Raw genomic sequence first — 20,882 nt, forward strand, 5'->3', positions numbered from 1 at the left:
TTACGATCATCACGTGAGCGTCCCGCAGCCCCCTGAACCCATTCCGGGCGCCCGCCTGCTCTTCTCCCTGGACCCGGCGGTCAGCCACCTCAACCACGGCTCGTTCGGCGCGGTCCCGATCGGGGTGCAGCGGGCCCAGCAGCGGCTGCGTGACGAGATGGAGGCCAACCCGCTGCGCTTCTTCACCCAGGGCCTGGTCGACCGGATCGCGCACACCCGCCGGCACCTCGCCGGGTTCCTGGGTGCCGACCCCGACGGCAGCGCCCTGGTGGGCAACACCACGACCGGCGTCGCCGTCGTGCTCCAGTCGCTGGGTCTGCAACCCGGCGACGAGGTGCTCAGCACCGACCACGGGTACGGGGCGGTGAGCCTGGCCATCCAGCGCGAGTGCCGTCGCACCGGAGCGGTCAGCCGGGTGCTGCCGATCCCGCTGGCCGCGAGCGACGAGCAGCTCGTGCAGATCATCCGCGAAGGCCTGCGCCCCGGGCGGACCCGGGTGCTCGTCGTCGACCAGCTCACCTCTGCCACGGCCAAGCTCTTCCCGACCGCCGCGATCGTCGGGGTGGCCCGCGAACACGGCGTACCGGTCCTGGTCGACGCCGCACACGCCCCGGGGATGCTGTCCACGACGGTGGCCAGCATCGGCGCGGACTTCTGGGTGGGCAACCTGCACAAGTGGGCGTACGCCCCGCGCGGGACCGCCCTGCTGGCGGTGGCACCGCAGTGGCGGGACCGGATCGAGCCGCTGGTGGTGTCCTGGGAGCAGGAGTCTGGTTTCCCGGCCCGGGTCGAGTGGCAGGCGACCCTCGACTACACGTCCTGGCTGGCCGCTCCGGCGGGTCTGTTCACGCTGCGCAGTCTCGGCGTCGACCGGGTGCGGGCGCACAACACCGCGCTCGCCGCGTACGGCCAAGGGGTGGTCGCGGACGCGCTGGGGGTGCCTCCCGCCCAACTGCCCGACCCCGGCGGGCCGGAGGTGTCTCTGCGCCTCATTCCGTTGCCGGCCGGCTTGGCCGCCACCATCGACGCGGCGCGGGCGTTGCAGGCGCGGATCGGCGAACGGCTCGCCGCCGAGGTGGCGGTGATGAGCTGGAACGGCCGGGGGTGGTTGCGCCTCACCGGTCAGGTCTACAACACCGCCGACGAGTACGAGCGGCTGGCCGTGCGGCTGCCGGCCCTGCTCGCCCAGCGCTGACTCGCCGAGGCCTGCCTCATTGACCGGCAGCGGAGGGCCGGCCTGATTAACCGGCAGCAGTCGCACCGGGCCGAGGCCGAGCAGTGCCAGCGGGTCCAGATAGTCCGTGCCACGGCGCAGGCCCCAGTGCAGGCACGCCGCGGCCGGGCAACCCGGGTGTCCGGGGAGCAGCTCGCCCAGCGGCGTGCCGGCGGTGACCTGCTGGCCGGGACGTACGGCCGGTCGGACCGGCTCGTGGGTGGTTCGCAGCCCGTCGGCGTGCCCCACGGTGATCACCGGTCGCCCGGCCACCAGACCGGCGAAGAGCACGGTGCCCGGACCGGCGCTTCGGATCACCGTTCCGGCCGGCGCGGCCAGGTCGACGCCCCGGTGACCGGGCAGCCACGGCCGGGGCGGCGGGTCGAATCGGCGTACCGGGCGAGACGGCCCGTCGAGCGGCCAGCGGAACCGGCCCGCAGGCTCCGGGGAGGACGGCAGGGCCGCCGCGACCGGCACGGTCGGCGTCGGTGGTTCGCGGGGTGTCGCCTCGACCAACCCGCAGAGCTGGACGATCAGCGCGAGGGCAAGCGCGGCGCGGAGCAGCCCGGCATGGCGGACCGGGCCGGTGCGCGGGACGGGTGGGGGTCGCATGACGGCAGCCTCCGACCGAAGCCGGGTCGTCCGCCAGCCCGGCCTGCGGACCTGTGGACAACCAGAGGTCCTGTGGACGACCACCCAGTGATGCCGAGGATCTGCTACGACCGGTCAGGTCACCACCACTGCTCGTTCGAGCCGGTCTCGTAGTCGTACTCCTCGACGTGGTCCCACTCCTTCCCCGGTCGCCTTCTGGTAGGCGTCGGAGGGGACGTCGAGGATCGATTCCGCATGAGCGGCCCCGACGGCGGTGAAGCGCTCGAACGCTGCGGGATCCGCCAGCACGGCTGCCATGGCCGCTGGTCCCGCCACCACCACCGCGCACCGCGCATACAGGAAGTCGTCATCGGACAGTCGGTCGGCGCCGGGCAGGACAGCCTGGGCCAGCACCCGACGGTCCAGTTGGTGGAGCTTGAACGCCAGCGCCTCGGCGAAGTCGATGATCCGCTCCACCGGCTGCTCCGACAGCACCGAGGTCAACCGCTCGTACGGACGGTCGTCCTGGACCTCCGGCTGACCGCCCAACATGTCGACGAGCCGCCAGAATTCCTCATCTGCGAGCACTGGGAGCCTCCACCGGGACTGTTCGGCCGAACCGGCGCCAGTCTCCTCCTCCCCCGCTGACCTCACCCCACCGTCCCCCGGGCCATGTTCGTGCTGCCAGGGAGGGCCTAGGCTGGTCCGCGTACGGCGGGTGCCGCCGTGTGGACCGGGGAGGCCCAGGCATGACCACTGTCGATGACCGGACGCCGACGGTGGCCGACGTGAGCGGCCCGTCCCGGCTCGCGGAGCCGGACGAGGCGATCAGCGCCGAGGAGTTGCAGCTCGCCGCCCGCAACCACGGCATCCCGTTGGAAGCGCTGCGCTACGACGTCACACCGGCCGGGCTGCACTACCTGCTGATCCACTACGACATCCCGGACGTCGACCCGGCGGCGCACACGCTGACCATCGGCGGCGCGGTGGACCGTCCGCTGACGGTCACCCTCGCCGACCTGCGTGAACGGCCACGGGTCACCCAGCAGGTGACCCTGGAGTGCGCCGGCAACGGGCGAGCCCTGCTGCACCCCCGGCCGGTCAGCCAGCCCTGGCTGGTCGAGGCGGTCGGCAACGCCGAGTGGACCGGCACCCCCCTCGCTCCGCTGCTGCGGGAGGCAGGCCTCGGGCCGGACGCGGTGGACGTGGTCTTCACCGGCGCCGACCACGGCGTCGAGCGTGGGGTCGAGCAGGACTACCAGCGGGCCCTTCCGGTCGCCGACGCGCTGCGCGAGGAGGTGCTGCTGGCGTACGAGATGAACGGCGCTCCCCTGCTGCCGCAGCACGGCGCCCCGCTTCGGCTGATCGTGCCGGGCTGGTACGGCATGGCGCACGTGAAGTGGCTCCAGTCGGTCGAGATCCGCACCGAGCCGTTCGAGGGCTACCAGAACGCCGTCGCGTACCGGGTGCGCACCGACGCCGACGACCCGGGCGTTCCGGTCACCCGGATCGAACCCCGCGCGCTGGTCCGCCCGCCCGGCTTCCCCGATTTCATGTCCCGCCGCCGGGTGCTGCGGCCCGGGCCGTGCACGGTGGACGGTCGGGCCTGGTCGGGGCACGCGCCGGTGGTCTCCGTGGAGGTCACCACCGACGGTGGGCAGAGCTGGGTGCCGGCCGAGTTGGACCCGGCGGACGGCGGCGACTTCGCCTGGCGGCGGTGGCGCTACGAGTGGTCCGCCACGCCGGGCCGGCACGTACTCGGTGCCCGGGCGACCGACGCGTCGGGTCGCACCCAGCCGGTCGAGCAGCCGTGGAACCGTGGCGGCTTCGCCAACAACCTGGTGCAGCGGGTCGAGGTCGTGGTGCCGGCCGAGTGAAGAGGTGCCGGCCGAGTGATCGGCGGCAGCGGGGGTCACACCGCGGGTGGGGGCCCGTGGTGCGGCCGACCGGCGTGGGTGCGGTCAGCCGCCGAAGCCGGAGTCGGCGGGCAGCGAGATGTCGGGCTTCTCCAGCTCTTCGACGTTGACGTCCTTGAAGGTCATCACCCGGACGTTCTTCACGAAGCGGGCAGGACGGTACATGTCCCACACCCAGGCGTCGTGCATCTCGACCTCGAAGTAGACCTCGCCGTCGGAGTTGCGCACGTGCAGGTCGACCTGGTTGGCCAGGTAGAACCGACGTTCCGTCTCCACCACGTACGAGAATTGGCGGACAATGTCGCGGTACTCCCGGTAGAGCTGCAGCTCCATCTCGGTCTCGTACTTCTCGAGATCTTCCGCGCTCATCGCACTCCGCCTTCCATGGCCACATCTTCCCCCACCGGCGCCGGAGGCCGAGGCTGCTCGCCCAACGCCACGCCGACGGTACCCCCTGACGCCCAGGAGCGCTCCATCGGCTCTTCCAGCGCGTGGCCGCCGGGCCGTCGGGCCCGCGGCGGCCGGCCGTCGCGGCCGGAGACCGCGGCGACATTGACGTACGAGAACCGGTGCTCCCGGCACGGCCCGTGCTCCCGCAGCGCAGCGGAGTGCTCCGGGGTGATGTAACCCTTGTGCTCGGCGAAGCCGTACGCCGGGAACACCCCGTCCAGCTCCACCATGATCCGGTCCCGGGTGACCTTGGCGAGCACGCTGGCCGCCGCCACACACGCCGCGACCCGGTCACCCTTCCACACCGCCAGGCCGGGCACGCCCAGGCCGTCCACGCCGAAGCCGTCGGTCAGCACGTACTCCGGGCGGGTGGTGAGGGAGGCGAGCGCCCGACGCATCGCCGCCAGGTTGCACACGTGCAGCCCCCGGGCGTCGACCTCGTCCGCGGGGATGACCACCACGGCGTACGCGAGTGCCCGGTCCACCACCTCCGCGTACACCCGTTCCCGGCTCGCCGGGGTGAGCAGCTTCGAGTCGGCCAGCCCCTCGATCTCGCCGCGCCGCCCCTCGGGCAGCACCGCCGCGGCGGCGACCAGCGGACCGGCACACGCGCCCCGGCCCGCCTCGTCCGCGCCGGCGACGTGCCGGAAGCCGCGCCGCTGGAGCGCTCGCTCCAGGGCGTACAGGCCGGCCTCGCGGCGCACGACGGTGCGCGGCGGGGTCAGCACGACGCCTCGCCCTGGCCCGCGCCGGTCGACTGCCCCAGCCGGGTCAGCAGGACGGGCAGCTCGGGGGGATAGAACCGCTCACCGCTGACCGCCAACTCGGCGGGAAGCCACCAGCGGTGATCGGCGATGCTGCGCTGCTCGACGTCGTTGAAGCCCGTGGTGTCCACCTGCCAGGACTGCACCCGGACAAGGAAGAAGTCCTGTTCCTGGCGGTACCAGGTGCCGTCGAACGTGAACTCGGTCGTGTCGCACCAGACCGGCTCGCCCAACTCGGCCGGGTCGAGCCGCAACCCGGTCTCCTCGGCCAGTTCCCGTGCCGCGCCGGCTGCCGGGGACTCCGCCGGGTCGAGCCCACCGCCGGGGGTGAACCAGTAGCGGTGCCCTGGTCGGGCCGGGTCGAAGCCCTCGAACAGCAGGACCCGGCCGGCCGCGTCGACGAGCAGCACGCGGGCGGCGCGTCGAGGGGTGTAGGCACGGTCGGCACTGCTCGCGGCTGCGGGGCTCGCAGGCTCACTCCTCGCGCTCACGGTCACCGCCCCAGCCTGCCAGACCGGCGGCGGATCGCCCACGCCCCGGGCGGCCTACGGCTTGGGAATGCCGTCGAACTGGTCCGGCACGGTCAGCCAGGTGGCCCGACTCACCGGCCAGAAGACGGTGAACGCCCGACCGACGACGTCGTCCTCGGGGATCGTGGCCTCGGTGATGTTCTGCCCGGACTGCTGCCAGTGCTCCAGGGAGTCGCCGGAAGCCGAGCGGTGGTCGCCCATCACCCACAGCCGGCCCTTCGGCACGGTGATGTCGAACTCCTGATCGGCGGGCTTGTCGCGGATGCCGTCCATCGAGAAGATGTACGGCTCGTCCAACGACTTGCCGTTGATCATCAGCCGTTCCTCCGGGTCGCAGCAGACCACGTGGTCACCGGGGACGCCGATCACCCGCTTGATGAAGTCCTCACCGTCGGGGTTGCCGCTCCAGGCGGTCGGAGCCTTGAACACGATCACCTCGCCGCGGTGCGGCGATCGGAAGTCGTAGACCAGCTTGTTGACCAGCACCCGATCGTCGATCTTGAGAGTGTTCTCCATGGACGGGGAGGGGATGAAGAAGGTCTGCAGCACGAAGGCGCGGACCAGCACCGCGACCAGGATCGCCACACCCAGCAGGATCGGCAGCTCCTTCCAGAAGGAGCTGCGCGGCTTGTCGGTCTGCTCGTCAATCACGCCAAGGAGCCTACGTTGCCGCACTGGACGCCACCGACCGGAACGCGCGGGAACCACGCAGTGCGGCTACCAACGGGAGTATCAGCAGCACACCGCCCTGCGGGGTCGGTTGCACCGGGGGTGCGCCGGGGGAAGCCGTCGCCGGCGCGGACACGTCGTCGAAGGTCGACGGCACCGACAGCGAAGTCCACCGCGACTGGGGCCAGACCACGATGAAGGCCCGGCCGACCACGTTGTCGATCGGCACCGGACCCTGGCAGCGCGCATCCTGCGAGACCTCGCGGTGGTCACCCATCACGAAGATCTGACCGGGCGGTACGACGACCTCGTCGAAGCGCCGGGAGCGGCACTCCGCCGGGTTGGGCGGCAGGTCCAGCGGGGAGTCCCGTAGCACGTACGGCTCGTTGAGCGGCGTGCCGTTGACGGTCACCCGACCCTGGCTGTCGCAGCACTTGACCCGATCGCCGGGGAGACCGATCACGCGCTTGATGAAGTCCTTCTCGCCGGGACGACTCACCCCGACCAGGTCACCGACGGTGCGGGTGAGCTTGCCGGCGACGCCGGGCGCCGGCTGCTCGTCGACCTGCGGCGCCCAGCGGTCGGTGCCCCGGAAGACCACCACCTCGCCGCGTTGCGGGTCGCGTACGTCGTAGACGACCTTGTTGACCAGCACCCGGTCCCCGATGAGGAGCGTGTCCTCCATCGAGCTGGACGGGATGAAGAACGCCTGGAGCAGGAAGGTGCGGATCAGCACCGCGAGGCAGAACGCGACCACCAGCAGCAGCGGGAGCTCCTGCCAGAGGGGCATCTGGCGGCGGGCACGGCGAGCCCGCCGGCGCCACGGATCGACGGTGCCGTCCTCGTCAAGCGTCTGCACCACGCCACTCCCCGGTCCACAGAAGCACTACCGCCCGGGAGCCTCGTCGAGGCTCCACGGGCGGTAGTGGACGGCTGCCCGCCACGTGGGCGGGGCCGCCGCCTCGCTGCGCCCGTACGACCAGGGTAGTGCGGTCTGGTCGGTACGGCATACGCACAGCTCAGGCGGCGTGGTGAGCGGGAAGTCAGCTGGGCTGCTTCTCCCGCTTCTCCTTGATCTTGGCCTTCTTGCCGCGCAGCTCGCGCAGGTAGTAGAGCTTGGCGCGGCGCACGGCACCGCGGGTCACGATCTCGATCCGGTCGATGCCCGGGCCGTTGATCGGGTAGGTCCGCTCGACGCCGACGCCGAAGCTGACCTTGCGGACCGAGAAGGTCTCGCGCAGACCGTCACCCTGGCGGCGGATCACGACGCCCTGGAAGATCTGGACACGGGACCGGTTGCCCTCGACGACGCGGGCGTGCACCTTGACGGTGTCACCGGCCCGGAAGTCGGGAAGGTCGGTCCGCTTCGACTGGGCGTCAAGGGCGTCCAGGATGTTCATCGCTGCGTCCTCGTAAGGCTCACGGCGCACCGTCACTCGGTGCGCGGGTGGGTGATTCTGATCCCCGGGTGGTGTCGGCGGGCCGACCCCGGTCGGGGATCCTCGCAGCCGCCCGCGGGCGCGGACGGATGCGGCAACCCCCCTACTTTGCCACATCCCCCGCCGGCAGCTGAAATCCGGCCTGGTCCAGGGCCGCGATGTCCCGTTTGTCGAGCCGATCGGCGGGCAGCGCGGCGAGCAGGTCAGGGCGGCGGGCGGCGGTGCGCAGCAGACCCTCTTCGCGCCGCCAACGGGCGATCCTGCCGTGGTCACCGGAGCGGAGCACCTCGGGCACGTCGTGCCCGCGCCAGCTCGGCGGCTTGGTGTAGATCGGTGCCTCCAGCAGCCCGTGCGCGTGCGACTCCTCGTCCAGCGAGCCCGCGTTGCCCAGCACCCCCGGCAGCAGCCGGGTGACCGCCTCCAGGATCACCAGCACCGCGACCTCGCCACCGAAGAGGACGTAGTCACCGAGCGAGACCTCGGTGACCGGCATCCGGGTGGCGGCGTGCGCCAGAACGCGTTGGTCGATGCCCTCGTACCGGCCGCAGGCGAAGAGCAGATGCGACTCGGCGGCCAGCTCGTGAGCCATGGCCTGGGTGAACGGGGCACCGGCCGGCGACGGCACCAGCAACCGGGGTGGCGGAGCCTCGGCCGGCGCGAGCGCGTCCAGCGCCTCACCCCACGGCTCCGGACGCATCACCATCCCCGGCCCGCCGCCGTAGGGAGTGTCGTCGACGGTGCGGTGCACGTCGTGGGTCCAGGTCCGCAGGTCGTGCACGGCAAGCTGGAGTACGCCGTTGGCCCGCGCCCGCCCGATCAGCGACAGGTCGAGCGGGGCGAAGTATTCCGGAAAGATCGACACGACGTCGACGCGCATAGCGGGGTGATCCTAGAGATCGAGCAGTCCGGCTGGCGGGTCGACGATCACACGTCCACCGGCCAGGTCGACCTCCGGGACGATCGCCCGGACGAACGGGATCAACGCGGTACGTCCCTCGGGGCGCCGCAGCACCAGCAGGTCCGAGGAGGGCGCGTGGTCGATCCGGGCCACCTCGCCCAGCCGCTCACCGGTCGGGGTGACCACGGCCAGCCCGACGAGCTGGTGGTCGTGGAACTCCTCCGGGTCGTCCGGCGGGGTCACATCGGCGCTGTCCACCACGAGCAGGGTGCCGCGCAGCGCCTCTGCGGTGTTGCGGTCCGGGATCCCAGCGAACGCGATCAGCACCCGGCCCTGGTGGAAGCGGGCTTCCTCGATGGTCAGCTCCGCCGGAACCCGGAACGGAACGCCGGGCTCGTCTTCCGAGGCTGTGGGCGGGGGCATCGCCCCCGGCTCAGTGCGCAGCACGGTGCTGCGCGGGGCTGTGGTCGGGGGCATCGCCCCCGGCTCAGTGCGCAGCACTGTGCCGGGGGCGAACCGTGCTTCGGGCTCGTCGGTCCGCACTTCCACGGTGACCTCACCGCGGACGCCGTGCGGCTTGCCGATCCTGCCAACGACGAGCTGCATCAGTACGAGTCGACGATGTCGACGCGTACCCCGCGCCCGCCGATGGAGCCGATCACCTGGCGCAGCGCCTTGGCGGTCCGGCCGGACCGCCCGATCACCGTGCCGAGGTCCTCGGGGTGCACGCGGACTTCGAGCCGCTTGCCCCGACGGGAATCGACCATCCGCACCCGGACGTCGTCCGGGTGGTCGACGATGCCCTTGACCAGGTGCTCCAACGCCGGACGCAGAGGCATGTCAGGCCTGCTCACCGGCGTCGGCAGCGGCGGCCGGAGCCTCAGCCTTCGGAGCCTCGGCCGGAGCCTCGGTCTTCGCAGCCTCAGCCGGAGCCTCAGCCTTCGGAGCCTCAGCCTTGGGCGCCTCGGCCGGAGCCTCAGCGGTCTTGGCGGCCTTCTTGGCCGGCTTGGCCGGCGTCTCCGGGGCGAGCCCGGCGGCGGCCTTCGACTCAGCCTCGTACACAGCCTTGCGGTCGGCCCGCTCGGGGGCGACCAGGAGCGGCGGCGGGGCCGGCAGGCCCTTGTACTTCTGCCAGTCACCGGTCAGCTCCAGCAGCCGCTGCACCGCCTCGCTCGGCTGAGCGCCGACGGACAGCCAGTACTGGACCCGCTCCGACTTGACCTCGATGATCGAAGGGTCTTCCTTCGGCTGGTAAATCCCGACGAACTCAATCGCCCGACCGTCACGCTTGGTGCGCGAGTCGGCGATGACGATGCGGTACTGCGGGTTGCGGATCTTGCCCATCCGCAGGAGCCGGATCTTTACGGCCACAGTTGTTTCGCTCCTGTTGCGATCTCACCGGCCCGTGCGGGCGGTGTGCATGGGTGAGCGCCGACCGGACCCGTGGGGTTGGGCCGGAGACTACTCGGTGGACTAGCGACGTGCCCGGGTTAGAGGGCGCCGGACGCGCGCCGGATACCAGCGACCCATTCTGCCAGATCCGATGCCGATCGCACGCATCGGACCCGGACACCGCGTCACCGGTGACGCGGGACACCTCTCAGCGCACCGGCGGACGGTCCCATCCAGGTGGAAGTTCATCCGGTACGTCCCAGTCTGGCGGGGGTGTGAAGTCGCACCAGGTGCCGTCGAACGGGAACTCGCCGGCCTCGGCGAGCGCGATCACCCGCTCCCCCTCGGCGCGGACCGCCTTCTCGTCGGTCACCCAGTAGTCGTCGCCGAAGGCGAGCCGCTCGACGAACTCGTCCTCGTCCTTCCAGTCCCAGCTGAGGTCCGGTCGCACCACCACGTCCAGGTCCTGGTCCACCACGTCGACGCCGGCCACCGGACCGTCGTCCCAGCGGACACCGGGCTCCTCCAGGTTGACGTACCAGTTGGCGAACCGGCCCTGCGCGTCGCGGAACCACCAGACGGAGTGCGCCGCCCCGGTGGGCAGGAACTTCAGCAGCGGCGGCCCGTTCCAGCGCCCGTGCGCCAAGCGGTACGACGACGAGATCCACTGGGCGAACGGCATCGCCCGCATCCCCAGCCCGGCCTCGGTCACCTCGTGGGCCACCGGGGAGTCGCGGGCGATCCACACCAGCAGACCCCGGTCGTCGTCGCTGACCACCCGGCCCGGCCGGACCCACCCGATCCGACCGTGCCGCACGTTCCGATGCATGATCAACCGACCCGGCTCGAAGCGCACCGCACCCACCTTCGGGTTGTTCTTCCTCTGCCGCCGGCGTGGAGAAGGATGCCCAGGCGCGCCGGCCCAGGCGTCCCTACACCTCAGTAGGCGCGGGCGAGGATGGCGATCAGGTCGGGCTCGTCCTCGGAGTCCGGTACCGAGCCGTCGGCGCGCAGCAGGCAGCGCACCGTGACGCCCTGACCGTTCGCCTCGGCCTCGCCGGCCACGCCGACCGCCGACCACGGCACCCGTGCCCAGCCGTTCGCGGCGGCCTCGATCGCCTCGGCCAGCGTGGCGACCTCCACCGTGCGCGACTCGCGGTTGGCCAACGCCTGGTCGTGCAGCACCTGCTGGTCCGTCTCCAATGCGGCCAGCACAGCGGCGACCACGTCGGCCACCGGCGTCGGGGACTTCGAGCCGTCGGTGCGGCGCACCACCGTCGCGTTGCCGACGGCCAGGTCCCGGGGGCCGACCTCGACGCGTACCGGATAGCCACGCAGCTCGGCGTCGACGGCCCGGCGGCCGAAGGCGGTGTCGGTCCGGTCGTCGAGCGCGACCCGGACACCGGCGTCACGCAGGCCGTCGCGCAGCTTGGCCGCCGCCTCGGCGACGCCCTCGCCGTCCTTGACGATCATGACGTACGCCTGGATCGGGGCCAGCCTCGGCGGCACGCGCAGACCGTTGTCGTCGCCGTGCGCCATGATCAGGCCACCCAGCATCCGGGTGGACGTGCCCCAGGAGGTGGTCCAGGCGTGCTCCCGGCCGCCCTCCTTGGACGAATAGCTGATGTCGAACGCCTTGGCGAAGTTCTGGCCCAGCTCGTGGCTGGTGCCCAACTGCAGCGCCTTGCCGTCACCCATCATGCCTTCGCAGGTGTACGTGGCCGTCGCCCCGGCGAACCGCTCGCGCGTCGTCTTCAGGCCCACCACCACCGGAATGCCGATGACGTTGACCATCAGGTCCTCGTACGCCTCGTGCAGGATCTTCCGCGCGTACGCCCGGGCGTCCTCACGGGTGGCGTGCGCGGTGTGCCCCTCCTGCCAGAGGAACTCGCTGGTACGCAGGAAGAGCCGCGGGCGCAGCTCCCACCGGACCACGTTCGCCCACTGGTTGAGCAGCAGCGGCAGGTCCCGGTACGAGTCGATCCACTTGGCCATGAACTCGCCGATGACCGTCTCGCTGGTCGGGCGCACCACGATCGGCTCGGCGAGCGGCTTGCCGCCACCGTGGGTGACCACGGCGAGCTCCGGCGAGAAGCCCTCGACGTGCTGGGCCTCACGCTTGAGGTAGCTCTCCGGGATGAAGAGCGGGAAGTACGCGTTCTCCGCACCCGCCGCCTTGATCCGGGCGTCCATCTCGGCCTGCATACGCTCCCAGATGGCGTAGCCGGCCGGTCGGATGACCATGGTGCCGCGAACCGGGCCGTTGTCGGCCAGCTTTGCCTTGGCGATCAGGTCTTGGTACCAGCGGGGGAAATCCTCCGCACGGGGAGTGAGCACGCGTGCCATGACCGCACATCCTATGCGTCACGCGGGGCGACACCGCGCCCGGGAGCCGCAGCGCCGTGTCGCAGCCCCTTCTGGTGGCTGTTGCGCACGCTCGCGGCGTCGGTGGTGACGGCGCTGGACAACTCGACGGCGGCCGGTGGGCGGCTCGACGGCGTTCGCTGGCCGGCCGGTGGCGCACGTCGGGCGGGCGGGCCATGCGCTCTGGGCGGGCGGGCCGCGCGGCCCCTAGAATTCGACCATCATGACTGCAACGACGGACTCGCCGCGTCAGCGGCTGCGCGACACGATCGTGGACGCCGCCCGCGCGCAGACCATCGCCGCCGGCTGGGACGCGGTCCGGATGGGCGGCGTGGCCACCACGGCGGGAGTGAGCCGGCAGACCGTCTACAACGAGTTCGGCAACAAGGCCGGGCTGGCCGAGGCACTCGCCCGCCGCGAGGTGGACCGCTTCGTCGGCGACGTCCGTGCCGCCCTGCTCGCGCACGGGACCGACGTACGGACCGGCGCGTACGCCGCGATCGCGCACACCCTCGCCACGGCAGCCGACAACCCGCTGGTCAAGGCCATCCTGACCAGTGCCCGAGGCGGCTCGGACGAGCTGCTTCCGTACCTCACCACGCGGGCCGAGGTGGTGCTCACCGAGGCGTCCGGGGCGCTCATCGAGTGGGCCGGCGATCACCTTCCCGGAGCGGACCAGGCCGCGTTGGCCTTCGCCGCCGACACGATCGTCCGGTTGGTGGTGAGCCACATCGTGCTCCCCCGCGCGCCGATCGACCAGACCGCCACGGCCCTCGCCGACCTGGCCGTACACCTCTTCAGCGCCGCCATCCGCCCAATCCGCTGACCCCGCCCGCCGCGCCGCACTCCCCCGCACCCGCACCGCCGAGCGGCGCCGCGCCCGCAACTTCCCGGATGTTGCTGCCTCCGGCGCGCGGGAGGCAGCAGCATCCCCGATGTTGCTGCCTCCCCTGGCCGGGGCACGGCGCGCCGGGGCACGGCCAGGGGTCAGCGCACTACCTGGCCGCGCAGGATCGTGCGGGAGGGGGCGCGGACGACGCGCAAGTCGCGGCGGGGGTCTTCGGGGTAGACGGTCAGGTCGGCGAGGCCACCCTCGACCAGGCCGGGGAAGCCCAGCCACTGTCGGGCGCCCCAGGAGGCGGCGGCGAGTACGTCGATGGGCGCCATGCCAGCCTGCTCGTGCAGCAGAAGCATCTCCTCGGCGGCGAGGCCGTGGTCGATGCCGCCTCCGGCGTCGGTGCCCACGTAGATCGGCACCCCCGCCTCGTACGCGGCACGCACCACCTCGGGGAAGCCGTCGCGCAGCGCGAGCATGTGCTCCGCGTACCCGGGGAACTTGCCCCTCGCCTGCTCGGCGATGCCGCCGAAGGTGGCGATGTTGATCATTGTGGGGATCAGCGCGGTGCCCCGCCGGGCCATCTCGTCGATCAGGTCCAGGCTGAGCCCGGTGCCGTGCTCCACCGAGTCCACCCCGGCCCGCACCATGATCTCGACCGCCGACTCGGAGAAGGTGTGCACCGCGGCGCGTACCCCGGCGTCGTGGGCGGCCTGGACGGCCGCGGTGAGGGTGTCCGCGTCCCAGGCCGGCGCGAGGTCACCCACGCCCCGGTCGATCCAGTCGCCGACCAGCTTGACCCAGCCGTTGCCGGCCCGCGCCTGGGCGGCCACCGTCGCGGCCACGTCGGTGGCGTCGACCTCCACGCCGATGTCCCGCAGGTAGCGCTTCGGCGGCGCGACGTGCCGGCCGGCGCGGGCCAGTCGCGGCAGATCCGGCTCGTCGTCGAGTTCGGGGTACGGGTACGGCGACCCGGCGTCGCGGATCGCCAGCACGCCGGCGTCCCGGTCGATGTGGGCCAACTCGCGGGCCTGGTCGAGTGACGTGATCGGAGCGCCGCCTCGGGCGATGCCGATGTGGCAGTGCGCGTCGACCAACCCCGGCAGGACGAAGCCGCCGTCGACGACCGTCTCCGCACCGGACACCGGAGTGAAGGTCACCCGGTCCCCGACCAGCCAGAGATCCCGGACCTCGTCGTCGGGGAGCAGCACACCGCGCACGTGAAGAGCCATGCGCACAGTCCTACCCGATCACGCCCGGTCGGGGGCGAGCAGGTCACCCTCGACCGGCACCGAGGTCAGCGGGGGCGGTTGTCGCCCTTGCCGAGCTTGTTGAAGTCGATCTTCGGGAGCTTGAAGCCGGGCGGAAGGCCCTGGCCACCGGCGAGATCGTTCGGGTCCATCCCCGGCGGGAGCTGCGGCATGCCACCCGGGAAGCCGCCCGGCATCCCGGCTCCGGCACCCGCTCCCGTACGCGGCCGACCGCCACCCTTGGTGCCCTTGCGCTTGTTCTTCGGAGACTTGGTCGCCTTGCGCCGGCCACCGCCGGGCAGGCCCATCATGCCGCCCATCTGCTTCATCATCTTCTGCGCGTCGGTGAAGCGGTTGAGCAGCTGGTTGACGTCCATCACGGTGACCCCGGAGCCGTTGGCGATACGCGCCCGGCGGGAGCCGTTGATGATCTTCGGGTTGGTCCGCTCGCCCGGGGTCATCGACCGGATGATCGCGGTGACCCGGTCGAAGTGGGTGTCGTCCAGCTCGGCGAGCTGGTCCTTCATCTGCCCCATGCCCGGCATCATGGCCAGCACGTTGGCGATCGGGCCCATCCGTCGGACCGCGATGAGCTGGTCGAGGAAGTCCTCCAGGGTGAACTGCTCGCCGCCCATCAGCTTGGCGGTCATCTTCTCCTTCTGATCGGAGTCGAAGGCCTGCTCGGCCTGCTCGATCAGAGTGAGGACGTCGCCCATGCCGAGGATCCGGCTGGCCATCCGGTCGGGGTGGAAGACGTCGAAGTCCTCCAACTTTTCACCGGTGGACGCGAAGAGGATCGGCTGCCCGGTGACCTCGCGCACCGACAGCGCGGCACCACCGCGAGCGTCGCCGTCGAGCTTGGAGAGCACCACGCCGGTGATGCCGACGCCGTCGCGGAACGCCTCGGCGGTGCGGACGGCGTCCTGGCCGACCATCGCGTCGATGACGAAGATGACCTCGTCCGGCTGGACCGCGTCGCGGATGTCGGCGGCCTGCTGCATCATCTCGGCGTCGATGCCGAGGCGGCCGGCGGTGTCGACGATGACGATGTCGCGGGCAGCCCGCTTCGCGTGCTCGATCGAGGCGCGCGCCACCTGCACCGGGTCACCGGTGCCGTTGCCGGGCTCCGGGGCGTACACCTCGACACCGGCCCGGCCACCGAGCACCTGGAGCTGCCCGACGGCGTTGGGGCGCTGGAGGTCGGCGGCGACGAGCAGCGGCTGGTGCCCCTGGCCCTTGAGCCAGCGGGCCAGCTTGCCGGCCAGGGTCGTCTTACCGGAACCCTGGAGACCGGCCAGCATGATCACGGTCGGCGGCTGCTTGGCGAACTGGAGCCGCCGGCCCTCGCCGCCGAGCACGGTGATCAGCTCTTCGTTGACGATCTTGATGATCTGCTGGGCCGGGTTCAGCGCCTGGGAGACCTCGGAGCTGCGGGCCCGCTCCTTGACGGCCGCGATGAAGCCCTTGACCACCGGCAGCGCGACGTCCGCCTCCAGCAGCGCGAGGCGGATCTCGCGCGCGGTGGCGTCGATGTCGGCGTCGGTGAGCCGCCCCTTGCCGCGGAGCTTGGTGAAGATCCCGGACAGGCGGTCACTCAAGGTGTCAAACACGCGAACATCCCGTTTGTCAGTGTTCCGGCGGGCACAACGCGGCCGGCACTGCGGAGTCCGGCCACCGCTAGGGTAACCGCCCCGCCGCAAGGCCGCTGTCGCCCGGCCCGGGCCTCACCCCGACACCAACCCCGACTGGTACGCGAACACGACGAGCTGGGCCCGGTCCCGGGCTCCCAGCTTGCCCATCGCCCGGCTGACGTGGGTCCGCGCGGTCGCCGGGCTGACCACCAACCGGGCGGCGATCTCCTCGTTGTTCAGGCCCTCCCCGACCAGACCGACGACCTGGCGCTCCCGATCGGTCAGCGCGCCCAGCCGGGGGTGCGGACGAAGCACCCGCGACGGTCGGGTGGCGAACTCCCGCACCACCCGACGGGTCACCGACGGCGACAGCAGCGCCTCCCCCTCGGCGACCAACCGGATGGCGCGCAGCAGCTCGGCCGGTCGGGTGTCCTTGGTGAGGAACCCGCTCGCGCCGTGCCGCAGCGCGTCGAAGACGTACTCGTCCAGCTCGAAGGTGGTCAGCACCACCACCCGCGTACCGGTCAGGTCGGGGTCCGCGACGATCCGCCGGGTCGCCTCGATGCCGTCGATGCCGGGCATCCGGATGTCCATCAGCACCACGTCCGGCCGTTCCCGGCGCGCCAGCTCGACCGCCTGCAAACCGTCGGCCGCCTCGCCGGCGAGGGCCAGGTCGTCCTCGCTCTCCACCAGCGCGCGCAGACCGAGCCGGACCAGGTCCTGGTCGTCGGCGACCAGCACCCGGATCACGGGGTGGGCCCAACGGGCAGCCGGGCGTACACCCGGAATCCGCCGTCGGGGCGCGGCCCGGCGGCCAACCGCCCGCCCAACGCCGCGACCCGCTCCCGCATCCCGGCCAGACCGTGCCCACTCTCGTCGTCGACCGGATCCGTCCGGCCTCGCCGCACGCCGGTGCCCTCGTCGGTGACCTCGACGGTCACCTCGTCGGCGCGGTAGTCGACGCGCACCTCCGCGTTGGCCACCCCCGCGTGACGCAGCACGTTGGTCAACGCCTCCTGCACCACCCGGTACGCGGTCAGGTCCAGCGCCGCCGGCAGGTCACGAGCGTCGCCGGTCACACGCAGGTCGACGGCGAGTCCGGCCCCGGCGAGCCGGTCGCGCAGCGCGGGGAGCCGGGCCAGACCGGGCACCGGGCCTCGCTCGGCGCCCTGCCGCACCGCGCCGAGGGTGACCCGAAGCTCGTCCAGTGCCTCCCGGCTGGTCCGGCTGATCGCGGTCAGCGCGGTCTCCGCCTGCTCGGGCCGTTTCGGCAGGAGGTGCAGGGCGATCTCCGCCTGCATGCTGATCGCGGCAAGCCCGTGCCCCACCACGTCATGCACCTCCTGCGCGATGCGCAGTCGCTCCTCGTCGGCCTGCCGCCGGGCCTGTTCGGCGCGATCGCGGGCCGCCTCGGCCCGGCTGCGCGCGGCCGTCTCGCGGTTGACCCGCACCACGACCCCCACCGCGAACGGTACGACCACCCACGCCGACGCGGGCAGCACTCCGGCCCAGCCGGGCGCCGGACCCTCGGACCAGAAGACGTGCGCCAACAACAGGACGAACGCGCCGCCAAGGGCGAGCGCCGCCGGGCGCACCGGCAGTCGCACCGCCACGGTGTACACCGCGATGAGGAACGCGACCAGGATCGGCCCGTACGGGTAGCCGAACACCAGGTACGTCGACGTGGCCACGGTGACCACGGCGAGGGTGGCGATCGGGGCGCGCCTGCGGAACAGCAGAGCGAGCGCGGCGACCGCGATCAGCACCCGGCTGGCGGCGTCCACCGGCGTCGACCCCGGCTGGTTGTCCCCGGCCAGACCGGTGGCGAGCAGCCCGAAGCCGAGCAGCACCAGAGCCAGCGCGGCGTCTGCCGCCACCTCCGGCCACCGCCACCGCCCGCTGCCTCGCATGGCCGTCATTCTGCCCGCGCCGAGGCCACCTGACGTGCGTCCACGAGCGGCACCGCACCTACGCCCCCGGACGTACCCGCGCACCGGGCCTTCGATCGCGCCGCGTTGGCGGCGGACACCTCACGATCCTGATGACACGCCCGACCGCACCCCGCAGCGGCAGCGGCAGCGGACACCCTCATGAGCCTGATGACTGTGAGGCATCAAGATGACTCTGGGGCATCACGCTCGCGGGGGTGACCGGCTGGCACGGGCGGCCAAACGGCCGAGCAGCACCGGGCCGCACTCGTCGGCCAGGCAGCAAGGCGGCAAGGCAGCAGGTCGACGAGGCGGCCAGGCCGTGCAACGCGCCGCAGCCGGACAGCAACCGCCAGCGGTGTCGCCGTAGGTCAGACGGCGGCGAGGACGGCCGCCTCCAGGCGGGCCCGGGTGGCGTCGTCCGGCCAGCCGCCGACCAGGTAGAAGGCGTCCACCACGTCGGCACCGAGAGTGGAGATGCGGGCCGCGCGGACCAGGGCGCCCGCCTCGTCGAGCGCGCAGGCGACCCGGTAGAGCAACCCGGCGGCGTCGGCGGCGCGCAACTCCAGCAGCACGGCGTTGGTGGCCGCCTCGCGGTGCCAGACGACACGGGGAGCAGCCCCACCGCCCCGGGCGGCGAGCGCCCGACCCCGCAGCCGCTGGGTGACCGACACGTCGCCGCCGACCGCACGACGGAGGTCGGCGCGGAGCGGGACCGGGTCGGGCGGGAGACCGTAGCGGGGTTGGACCCGGCACTCGACCAGGGCACGGCCGTCGACCACGGAGGCATCCGCGGAGATCACTTCCAGCCGGTGCAGCGCCAGGCAGCCGGCGACCGTGGCGAGCAGGCCCCGCCGGTCGGCCGCGGCGACCGACACCCGGTCGCCGGTCAGGTGGACGACCGGCAGGGGCCCGGCCAGCAGCGCCGGGTCCGGGGTGGGCGGTTCGGGCAGTACGCCGGTGTCCAGTGCGGTGCGGACCCGACCGACCAGTTCGGCGACGAGTCGGCCCTTCCAGTCCGACCAGGCCGCCGGCCCGGTCGCCGCCGCGTCGGCGCGGACCAGCGCGTGCAACAGGTCGAGGGTGCCGGTGTCCCCCACCGACTCGGCCACCGAGGCGATGGTGACCGGGTCGGCCAGGTCACGGCGGGTGGCCACGTCGGGCAGCAGCAGGTGCAACCGGACCAGCGTGCCGATCAGCTCGACCTCGGTGGGGGGCAGACCGATCCGGGTCGCCGCCGCCTGGGCGACGGGCACCCCGACGGTGCTGTGATCACCGGGAAGTCCCTTGCCGATGTCGTGCAGGAGAGCGCCGAGGAGCAGCAGGTCGGGCCGTTCCACCTCACGGGCGTGCCGGCTGGCCTCGTGAGCGGTCTGCACCAGGTGCCGGTCGAGGGTGTAGCGGTGCACCGGGTTGTGCTGCGGCAGACTGCGCAGCCGGGTCCATTCGGGCAGCCAGTTGTCGACCAGTCCGTACCGGTCGCAGGTTTCCCAGGCGGGCACCAGGCCGGGACCGGCGCCGAGCAGGGTGGTCAGCGCGGCCCGGGCATCAGCCGGCCAGGGTGCGGGCAGTGGCGGGCAGTACGCCGCCAGCCATTCGCAGGTGGCCCGGGCGATCGGGAGTCGGGTCGTGGCCGCCGCGGCGGCCACCCGCAGCGAGAGGCTCGGGTCGGGGCGAGCCCCGATCGCCGTACGGGCCAGCACGAGCTCGCCGTCGTGCTCGACCACGTCGCGGGCCACCGGGCGGCGCGCGGGGGGAGCGCCGCCCCCTCGGGACCGGCCGGATCGCAGCCGGTCGGCGGCACGGAACGCGTCGTCCAGGGCGTGGCTGACCGTGCGGGCGTCACCGGCGACCCGTCGCAGGAGGGCGTCGCCGTCCTCCAGCGCGAGAAGCGCGGCCACACCGTCTCGTTCCTGGGCGACCAGCCGGTCGACCCGGCGGCCGACCTGCTGGTGCAGGGCGTCCCGGATGTCCAGCAGGCGCAGGTGGGCGGCGCGTACGGCGGGGCGCAGCGCGTCGGTGATGCCGGCGGCGGAGATCGCTCGCAGCAGCCCGACGTCGCGCAGACCGCCGGCGGCCTCCTTCAGGTCGCCCTCCAGCAGGAAGGCCAGCTCGCCGTGGGCCTGCCAGCGTGCTTCGGTGACCGCCCGCAGGCCGGGCAGGTGCCGGACCGCGGTGCGCCGCCAGTGGTCGGCGGCGGTGCGGATCAGCGCGTCGGCCAAGGTCTGGTCGCCCGCCACCAGCCGGGCGTCGAGCAGCCCGAGGGCGACCTTGACGTCGTCCTGGGCCACCGAGAGTGCTTCGGAGACGGTGCGTACCGAGTGGTCGAGCCGTAGGCCGGCGTCCCAGATCGGGTACCAGACCGAGGCGGCCAACTCGTCGGTGCCGGGCACCCCGGCGTGCAGCAGGACCAGGTCGAGGTCGCCGTACGGGGCGCACTGCCGCCTCCCCAACCCCCCGACGGCGATCAGCGCGACCCCCTCCCGCGAAGGCAGCAGCCCTCGCAGAAAGGTGTCGTAAGCGCCCGCCCGCCCCAGCCGGGCGGACTCCCCGATCCCCCCGGGAACGCCGACGACCTCGTTGATCAAGAGGTTCGCGTCACCGTCACCGGCGTGTCCTGACGCGTTCTTCTTGATCAACGAGGTCATGTCGGTCGTTGCGCGATCAGAGGGCGTCTAGGCCGCGTTCGCCGGTACGCACCCGGACGACCTCTTCGACACCGGTGACCCAGACCTTGCCGTCACCGATCTTGCCCGTGCGGGCCGCCCCGACGATGGCGTCCACCACCTTGTCCACGTCGATCTCGTCGGTGAGCACCTCCACCCGGATCTTGGGCAGGAACTCGACCGTGTATTCAGCACCCCGGTAGACCTCGGTGTGCCCCTTCTGGCGCCCGTACCCCTGAACCTCGCTGACGGTCAGCCCGGCCACCCCGAGGGCGTGCAGGGCCTCCTTCACCGCGTCCAGTTGGTACGGCTTGATGACTGCGGTCACCAGCTTCATGTCCAACCC

Annotated in this window: 22 protein-coding genes and 1 pseudogene; 3 read left to right on the forward strand and 20 right to left on the reverse strand. The window is 72.4% G+C overall.

Annotation, left to right across the window (positions count from 1 at the left end; genetic code table 11):
- Positions 1-13: 13 nt before the first annotated feature.
- Positions 14-1,195 (forward strand): aminotransferase class V-fold PLP-dependent enzyme, encoded by a 1,182-nt coding sequence (locus KBX34_RS01235; RefSeq protein WP_210922795.1) that lies wholly within the window; start codon positions 14-16, stop codon positions 1,193-1,195.
- A gap of 39 nt (positions 1,196-1,234) precedes the next feature.
- Here the strand turns inward: KBX34_RS01235 and KBX34_RS01240 are convergent.
- Together KBX34_RS01240 and KBX34_RS01245 are read right to left on the reverse strand one after the other, a co-directional pair.
- A pseudogene (locus KBX34_RS01240) lies at positions 1,235-1,825 on the reverse strand (M23 family metallopeptidase); the annotation flags it as partial.
- Between the two features lie 114 nt (positions 1,826-1,939).
- Positions 1,940-2,392 carry a DUF4240 domain-containing protein gene (locus tag KBX34_RS01245; protein ID WP_210922797.1) on the reverse strand — a complete coding sequence of 151 codons (453 nt, stop codon included), beginning with the start codon at positions 2,390-2,392 and terminating at the stop codon, positions 1,940-1,942.
- A 161-nt stretch (positions 2,393-2,553) separates the two neighbouring features.
- Here KBX34_RS01245 and KBX34_RS01250 point away from each other — a divergent pair, with 161 nt between their 5' ends.
- Complete coding sequence (locus KBX34_RS01250) at positions 2,554-3,681, forward strand: sulfite oxidase (protein WP_210922799.1); 1,128 nt, start codon at positions 2,554-2,556, stop codon at positions 3,679-3,681.
- Positions 3,682-3,765: 84 nt separating this feature from the next.
- Here the strand turns inward: KBX34_RS01250 and KBX34_RS01255 are convergent, their stop codons facing one another.
- From KBX34_RS01255 to proS, 12 genes are all read right to left on the reverse strand, one after another.
- Positions 3,766-4,089, reverse strand: a complete 324-nt coding sequence (locus tag KBX34_RS01255) for a DUF2469 domain-containing protein (protein WP_007075222.1) — start codon at positions 4,087-4,089, stop codon at positions 3,766-3,768.
- Entirely contained in the window at positions 4,086-4,898 is an 813-nt protein-coding gene (locus KBX34_RS01260; protein WP_088946626.1) for a ribonuclease HII, read from the reverse strand. The genes KBX34_RS01255 and KBX34_RS01260 overlap by 4 nt, the downstream gene beginning before the upstream one ends.
- Complete coding sequence (locus tag KBX34_RS01265; protein WP_307871307.1) at positions 4,892-5,425, reverse strand: NUDIX domain-containing protein; 534 nt, start codon at positions 5,423-5,425, stop codon at positions 4,892-4,894. The genes KBX34_RS01260 and KBX34_RS01265 overlap by 7 nt, the downstream gene beginning before the upstream one ends.
- 54 nt (positions 5,426-5,479) lie before the next feature.
- Entirely contained in the window at positions 5,480-6,115 is a 636-nt protein-coding gene (gene lepB, locus KBX34_RS01270) for a signal peptidase I (RefSeq protein ID WP_088946624.1), read from the reverse strand.
- Between the two features lie 10 nt (positions 6,116-6,125).
- Positions 6,126-6,995, reverse strand: a complete 870-nt coding sequence (gene lepB, locus KBX34_RS01275; protein WP_210922801.1) for a signal peptidase I — start codon at positions 6,993-6,995, stop codon at positions 6,126-6,128.
- A 181-nt stretch (positions 6,996-7,176) separates the two neighbouring features.
- Complete coding sequence (gene rplS / locus KBX34_RS01280) at positions 7,177-7,533, reverse strand: 50S ribosomal protein L19 (protein WP_088946622.1); 357 nt, start codon at positions 7,531-7,533, stop codon at positions 7,177-7,179.
- 142 nt (positions 7,534-7,675) lie between these two features.
- Entirely contained in the window at positions 7,676-8,449 is a 774-nt protein-coding gene (gene trmD / locus KBX34_RS01285; RefSeq protein ID WP_099851201.1) for a tRNA (guanosine(37)-N1)-methyltransferase TrmD, read from the reverse strand.
- A 12-nt stretch (positions 8,450-8,461) separates the two neighbouring features.
- Complete coding sequence (gene rimM / locus KBX34_RS01290; RefSeq protein WP_210922803.1) at positions 8,462-9,076, reverse strand: ribosome maturation factor RimM; 615 nt, start codon at positions 9,074-9,076, stop codon at positions 8,462-8,464.
- Complete coding sequence (locus KBX34_RS01295) at positions 9,076-9,336, reverse strand: RNA-binding protein (RefSeq protein WP_172862164.1); 261 nt, start codon at positions 9,334-9,336, stop codon at positions 9,076-9,078. Before KBX34_RS01295 ends, rimM begins: the two co-directional genes overlap by 1 nt.
- Complete coding sequence (rpsP, locus tag KBX34_RS01300; RefSeq protein WP_210922805.1) at positions 9,311-9,841, reverse strand: 30S ribosomal protein S16; 531 nt, start codon at positions 9,839-9,841, stop codon at positions 9,311-9,313. Before rpsP ends, KBX34_RS01295 begins: the two co-directional genes overlap by 26 nt.
- Positions 9,842-10,070: 229 nt before the next feature.
- On the reverse strand, positions 10,071-10,718 hold the full coding sequence (locus KBX34_RS01305; protein WP_210792158.1) for a DUF402 domain-containing protein: 648 nt from the start codon (positions 10,716-10,718) through the stop codon (positions 10,071-10,073).
- An 83-nt stretch (positions 10,719-10,801) separates the two neighbouring features.
- Positions 10,802-12,208, reverse strand: a complete 1,407-nt coding sequence (gene proS / locus KBX34_RS01310; RefSeq protein WP_141908218.1) for a proline--tRNA ligase — start codon at positions 12,206-12,208, stop codon at positions 10,802-10,804.
- Positions 12,209-12,449: 241 nt separating this feature from the next.
- On the opposite strand from proS, the gene KBX34_RS01315 reads away from it, so the two are divergent.
- On the forward strand, positions 12,450-13,052 hold the full coding sequence (locus tag KBX34_RS01315) for a TetR/AcrR family transcriptional regulator (protein ID WP_210792156.1): 603 nt from the start codon (positions 12,450-12,452) through the stop codon (positions 13,050-13,052).
- A gap of 161 nt (positions 13,053-13,213) precedes the next feature.
- Here KBX34_RS01315 and KBX34_RS01320 read toward each other — a convergent pair whose 3' ends face one another.
- The 6 genes from KBX34_RS01320 to KBX34_RS01345 form a co-directional block, all read right to left on the reverse strand.
- Positions 13,214-14,293: an amidohydrolase family protein gene (locus KBX34_RS01320; RefSeq protein WP_210792155.1), complete on the reverse strand. Its 1,080-nt coding sequence runs from the start codon at positions 14,291-14,293 to the stop codon at positions 13,214-13,216.
- A 65-nt stretch (positions 14,294-14,358) separates the two neighbouring features.
- Positions 14,359-15,921, reverse strand: a complete 1,563-nt coding sequence (ffh, locus tag KBX34_RS01325; protein WP_088946615.1) for a signal recognition particle protein — start codon at positions 15,919-15,921, stop codon at positions 14,359-14,361.
- 114 nt (positions 15,922-16,035) lie between these two features.
- Complete coding sequence (locus tag KBX34_RS01330) at positions 16,036-16,692, reverse strand: response regulator transcription factor (protein WP_088946614.1); 657 nt, start codon at positions 16,690-16,692, stop codon at positions 16,036-16,038.
- Positions 16,689-17,852, reverse strand: coding sequence for a sensor histidine kinase (locus KBX34_RS01335; RefSeq protein WP_247671327.1), 1,164 nt, complete (start codon positions 17,850-17,852; stop codon positions 16,689-16,691). Before KBX34_RS01335 ends, KBX34_RS01330 begins: the two co-directional genes overlap by 4 nt.
- 389 nt (positions 17,853-18,241) lie before the next feature.
- The gene (locus KBX34_RS01340; protein WP_210922809.1) at positions 18,242-20,518 is read right to left on the reverse strand and encodes a [protein-PII] uridylyltransferase; all 2,277 of its coding nucleotides are present in this window, start codon (positions 20,516-20,518) and stop codon (positions 18,242-18,244) included.
- Between the two features lie 16 nt (positions 20,519-20,534).
- A complete protein-coding gene (locus KBX34_RS01345; RefSeq protein ID WP_172862163.1) occupies positions 20,535-20,873 on the reverse strand; it encodes a P-II family nitrogen regulator in 339 nt (112 codons plus the stop codon).
- Positions 20,874-20,882 lie beyond the last annotated feature (9 nt).

This window comes from Micromonospora sp. M61 (assembly GCF_018070245.1).
In the GTDB taxonomy this organism is placed as follows: domain Bacteria; phylum Actinomycetota; class Actinomycetes; order Mycobacteriales; family Micromonosporaceae; genus Micromonospora; species Micromonospora zamorensis.

Excerpts from the sequence above, each read along its gene's own strand:
- KBX34_RS01250 (WP_210922799.1), top strand. The coding sequence starts at position 2,554 with ATGACCACTGTCGATGACCGGACGCCGACGGTGGCCGACGTGAGCGGC.
- KBX34_RS01255 (WP_007075222.1), bottom strand. The coding sequence starts at position 4,089 with ATGAGCGCGGAAGATCTCGAGAAGTACGAGACCGAGATGGAGCTGCAG.
- rplS (WP_088946622.1), bottom strand. The coding sequence starts at position 7,533 with ATGAACATCCTGGACGCCCTTGACGCCCAGTCGAAGCGGACCGACCTT.
- trmD (WP_099851201.1), bottom strand. The coding sequence starts at position 8,449 with ATGCGCGTCGACGTCGTGTCGATCTTTCCGGAATACTTCGCCCCGCTC.
- rimM (WP_210922803.1), bottom strand. The coding sequence starts at position 9,076 with ATGCAGCTCGTCGTTGGCAGGATCGGCAAGCCGCACGGCGTCCGCGGT.
- proS (WP_141908218.1), bottom strand. The coding sequence starts at position 12,208 with ATGGCACGCGTGCTCACTCCCCGTGCGGAGGATTTCCCCCGCTGGTAC.
- KBX34_RS01315 (WP_210792156.1), top strand. The coding sequence starts at position 12,450 with ATGACTGCAACGACGGACTCGCCGCGTCAGCGGCTGCGCGACACGATC.
- KBX34_RS01320 (WP_210792155.1), bottom strand. The coding sequence starts at position 14,293 with ATGGCTCTTCACGTGCGCGGTGTGCTGCTCCCCGACGACGAGGTCCGG.
- KBX34_RS01335 (WP_247671327.1), bottom strand. The coding sequence starts at position 17,852 with ATGCGAGGCAGCGGGCGGTGGCGGTGGCCGGAGGTGGCGGCAGACGCC.
- KBX34_RS01340 (WP_210922809.1), bottom strand. The coding sequence starts at position 20,518 with ATGACCTCGTTGATCAAGAAGAACGCGTCAGGACACGCCGGTGACGGT.
- KBX34_RS01345 (WP_172862163.1), bottom strand. The coding sequence starts at position 20,873 with ATGAAGCTGGTGACCGCAGTCATCAAGCCGTACCAACTGGACGCGGTG.